The organism is Arthrobacter sp. NPDC080086, assembly GCF_040702285.1.
The window spans coordinates 1-3742 of sequence record NZ_JBFBKP010000152.1 but is presented as its reverse complement, the minus strand read 5'-3'; the positions used below and the strand labels follow the sequence as shown (position 1 = coordinate 3742).

The 3742-nt window shown below is 67.8% G+C and carries 5 protein-coding genes; 1 reads left to right on the top strand and 4 read right to left on the bottom strand.

Features of this window, described 5'->3' with window-relative positions:
• Nucleotides 1-167: 167 nt before the first annotated feature.
• From AB0305_RS22855 to infC, 4 genes are all read right to left on the bottom strand, one after another.
• On the bottom strand, nucleotides 168-1067 hold the full coding sequence (locus AB0305_RS22855) for an RNA methyltransferase (protein ID WP_364137250.1): 900 nt from the start codon (nucleotides 1065-1067) through the stop codon (nucleotides 168-170).
• Between the two features lie 70 nt (nucleotides 1068-1137).
• The gene (gene rplT / locus AB0305_RS22850; protein ID WP_290258288.1) at nucleotides 1138-1596 is read right to left on the bottom strand and encodes a 50S ribosomal protein L20; all 459 of its coding nucleotides are present in this window, start codon (nucleotides 1594-1596) and stop codon (nucleotides 1138-1140) included.
• 118 nt (nucleotides 1597-1714) lie between these two features.
• Nucleotides 1715-1909, bottom strand: a complete 195-nt coding sequence (gene rpmI / locus AB0305_RS22845) for a 50S ribosomal protein L35 (RefSeq protein ID WP_009358635.1) — start codon at nucleotides 1907-1909, stop codon at nucleotides 1715-1717.
• A gap of 115 nt (nucleotides 1910-2024) precedes the next feature.
• Nucleotides 2025-3149: a translation initiation factor IF-3 gene (gene infC, locus AB0305_RS22840; protein WP_364137248.1), complete on the bottom strand. Its 1125-nt coding sequence runs from the start codon at nucleotides 3147-3149 to the stop codon at nucleotides 2025-2027.
• Nucleotides 3150-3398: 249 nt separating this feature from the next.
• Here infC and AB0305_RS22835 point away from each other — a divergent pair.
• A partial coding sequence (locus tag AB0305_RS22835) for a DUF1844 domain-containing protein (RefSeq protein ID WP_366174154.1) occupies nucleotides 3399-3742 on the top strand: 344 nt, incomplete at its 3' end.

The following is a 3742-nucleotide window of genomic DNA, read 5'->3' as shown; positions in this document are numbered from 1 at the left end:
TCGTCGCGGGAATCCACGCCGCCAACCCCGTTCGGAACGGGCCGCCGCATTTCTCACCCCCCGCCCGGGCCCAGGAGCCCCGGGGCCCACCCCCCCGGGCGGGGCCCCACCACACGGTGGGCCCCCGCCGTCGTTTGTTCGCGTCGTGGGAGTTAGAACACGTCTCGTCAGCCTGCGGCGCGCTGGGAGCGCGCACTCGCGTACAGGCAGACGGTGGCGGCGGTCCCGAGGTTGAGGCTCTCCGCCGACCCGTAGACAGGCACCGCTACCCGGTGGCCGGCCAGCGCCAGTTGCTCCTCGGACAGGCCCTGGGCCTCGTTGCCGAACAGCCAGGCGGTGGGGTGGGCCAGGTCGTAGTCCGATCCCGTGTCCGCGCCGCCGAGCCGCCGGGCGGCGCTCTCGTCCTGCAGCCGGTCCAGGTTCAGCTGTCCGTAGCCGTCCGCTGCGAGGACTCCGATGCCGCGTTCGGTGCAGGCTGCGACGGTGTCTGCGATGTCTGCGCCGAGGACCACCGGGAGGTGGAAGATCGAGCCCGCGGTGGACCGCACCGCCTTGGGGTTGTAAATGTCCACGCTGGAGGAGCTGAGAATGACGGCGTCCGCTCCGGCGGCGTCGGCGGCACGAAGCACGGTGCCGGCGTTGCCGGGGTCCCGGACCTCGCACAGGACGGCCAGGAGGCGGGGTTCGGCGTCGAGGACGTCGGCCAGTTCGACGTCGAGGAAGCGGCAGACGGCCAGGATGCCCTGCGGGGTGACCGTGTCCGCCATGGCAGCGAGAACCTCATCTGTGGCGAGGAACGCGCGGGTGCCCTCCGCGAGGGTTTCGAGTTCCGGGTGCCGGTCCAGGCAGTCCTCGCTGGCGTAGACCTCAAGGACGACGCCGTCCCTGCCGTCGGCGAGCCGCTGCTGGTGCAGGGTCAGGGCCTCGCGGACCGCCTGCGGGCCTTCGGCCAGGAACTCCCGGCGCTTTAAACGCGCCGGGCGCCCGGCAAGCTGCGCCACCTTCCTGACCCGATCGGCTCGGGGATTGGACAGTGGTTCAGCGTGCGGGCGCCCGGTTTCGTTCATATAAGAACCTTAGTTGCTCCGAAGAGCGGTTCCTGAACTGAGCCGCGAGGCTCGGAGCGGAGCTCCGGTACTACTTGGCAGCCTTCTCGGCGGCGGTCTTCTTGGCAGCCGGCTTCTTCGCAGCCTTGGGGGCGGCGGCAGCCTCGGCCTGCACGGCCGGCGCGGAGGTGTCGGCGGGCAGCGAGTCCTTGGCGACCTGGACCAGCGCGGCGAAGGCGGTGGCGTCGGAGACGGCCAGCTCGGCCAGCATGCGGCGGTCAACCTCGACCTCAGCGGCCTTCAGGCCCTGGATCAGGCGGTTGTAGGTCAGGCCGTTGGCGCGGGATGCAGCGTTGATGCGCTGGATCCACAGGCGGCGGAAGTCGCCCTTCTTCTTCTTGCGGTCGCCGTAGCTGTACACGAACGAGTGCAGCAGCTGTTCCTTGGCCTTGCGGTACAAGCGCGAACGCTGACCGCGGTAACCCTTTGCGCGTTCAAGAACAACCCGGCGCTTCTTGTGGGCGTTTACCGCCCTCTTCACACGTGCCACGTGCGTACTCCTTCAAAATCTGATCCCAAGCGTCTACTGCCGGGAAGCCCGGCTGGCCTGAGAAGCCTTAGTGGTAGGTGGACCGTTGCCGGCGGCAATCGGTCCGGGTACTTGGAACTTAGATGCCGAGCATCTTCCGGATGACCTTGGCGTCGCCCTTGAAGACGATCTTGTCGCCGGCGAGGCGGCGGGTCAGCCTGGAGGACTTGTGCTCGAGGTAGTGGCGGCGATTGGCCTGCTGGCGGCGCAGCTTGCCGCTACCGGTCAGCTTGAAGCGCTTCTTAGCACCGCTGTGGGTCTTCATCTTCGGCATGGGAACCGATCTCCTTACGTATCCGCAGAACGGGTCTGCAGTCTTTCGGGCAGCCGCCCCTCGGGGCGGCGTGCTGGTTGACTGCCACCGGACCTTGCGGTCCGGCGGCCGTGAATCAGTTGGTCTTCTTGCTGCCAGGCTTCGGCGCGGCCTTGGGGGCCGCGGGCCGTGCCGCCGGCTTGGGAGCCGCGGGCCGTGCTACCGGCTTGGGCGTGGCAACAGGCTTCGGAGCGGGCTTCGCGGCGGATGCCTCGGCGGCCGGCTTCGCGGCCGGAGCCTTGGGTGCCGCAGCCTTCGGAGCCGCGGCCTTGGGAGCTTCCGCCTTCGGGGCTTCCGTCTTCGGAGCCGCAGCCTTGGGAGCTTCCGCCTTCGGGGCCTCCGCCTTCGGAGCCGCAGCCTTCGGGGTCTCAGCCTTGGCGGCTTCGGTCTTCGGAGCGGCTTCCGTGGCAGCCTCAGCCTTGGGGGCCTCGGGGGCCGGCGCCTCGGCAGCGGGTGCCTCTTCGGGTTCCGCAGCCTCGGTCCGGACCTGGTAGCCCTCCGGCAGCAGGTCCGCGAGGGACTGCGTCAGGGGGGCTTCGCCGCCGTTGGTGTTGACCCGCGCCGCCTTGGCCTCATTCTCGGCCTTAGCCTCGGCGCGCTGGGTGGCGCGGCGGGCTTCCGCCTTGGCTTCGGCCTTGTTCTTGAGCGGGCCGACCACCATGACCATGTTGCGGCCGTCGATGCGGGGGCTGGATTCCACCACGCCCACCTCGGCGACGTCCTCGGCGAAACGCTGCAGCAGGCGGATGCCCATCTCGGGGCGCTGCTGCTCACGGCCGCGGAACTGGATCATGGCCTTGACCTTGTCGCCGGCGCCGAGGAACCGCAGCGCGTGTCCACGCTTGGTCTCGTAGTCGTGCTTGTCGATCTTGAGGCGGAAACGGATTTCCTTCAGCACCGTGTTGGTCTGATTCTTCCGGGCCTCGCGTGCCTTGACGGCGGCTTCGTACTTGTACTTGCCGAAGTCCATCAGCTTGCACACCGGAGGCTTGGCCTGCGGTGCAACTTCAACGAGATCCAGATCAGCCTCGGCAGCCAGACGCAGGGCATCCTCAATACGGACGACTCCTACCTGTTCACCTGCAGGGCCGACCAGCCGCACCTCGGGGACGCGGATACGCTCATTGATTCTTGGCTCGCTAATGTTAAAGCTCCTGTGATCGTGGGGGTACTTCTCCGGCAAAAGAAGAAGGCCTCCCATTGCCGGTAGCAATCGAAGGCCTCGAAGATCGGAACTGCCGCCCGGTGGGGCAACATGCGCTTGTCCGGCACGCAGTGCGTGGGTCAAGCGCCCGACCAGGTACCCGGCAACCTTGACTCCCGAGGGAATTCGCGCGGCTGACGCGGGTGGGAGAGATCTCCGCTTGCAAACTGGACGCCGTCTTCACTGGAATCTGTGCGATTCCGGCAAAATAACGACATCCAGTCGGTCTGTGACAAGCTTACCAGCATGAGTACACCAGAACGTAATTCGCACGTCTTCCAGCCGGCGGGCGAGCAGGCGGACGTCTCCCAGCAGATCCGCGACATTTCCGAGGTCCCCGCGATCGAGGTCATCACCACCGCCGCCGTGCACCTGATGAGTGCCGCCGCCGTGAAGCTCGGCCTCGCCGCCGAGGACAATGCCGAAGAACTCAAAGACCTGGACGAGGCCCGCAAGCTCATCACCGCACTGGCGGGCCTGGTCACCGCGGCGGCGCCGGAGATCGGTTCCCAGCACGCCGGACCGTTGCGCGACGGCCTGCGCTCCCTGCAGCTGGCCTTCCGCGAGGAGTCCGTCATTCCGGACGCTCC

Excerpts from the sequence above, each read along its gene's own strand:
- infC (WP_364137248.1), bottom strand. The coding sequence starts at position 3,149 with ATGGGAGGCCTTCTTCTTTTGCCGGAGAAGTACCCCCACGATCACAGG.
- rpmI (WP_009358635.1), bottom strand. The coding sequence starts at position 1,909 with ATGCCGAAGATGAAGACCCACAGCGGTGCTAAGAAGCGCTTCAAGCTG.
- AB0305_RS22855 (WP_364137250.1), bottom strand. The coding sequence starts at position 1,067 with ATGAACGAAACCGGGCGCCCGCACGCTGAACCACTGTCCAATCCCCGA.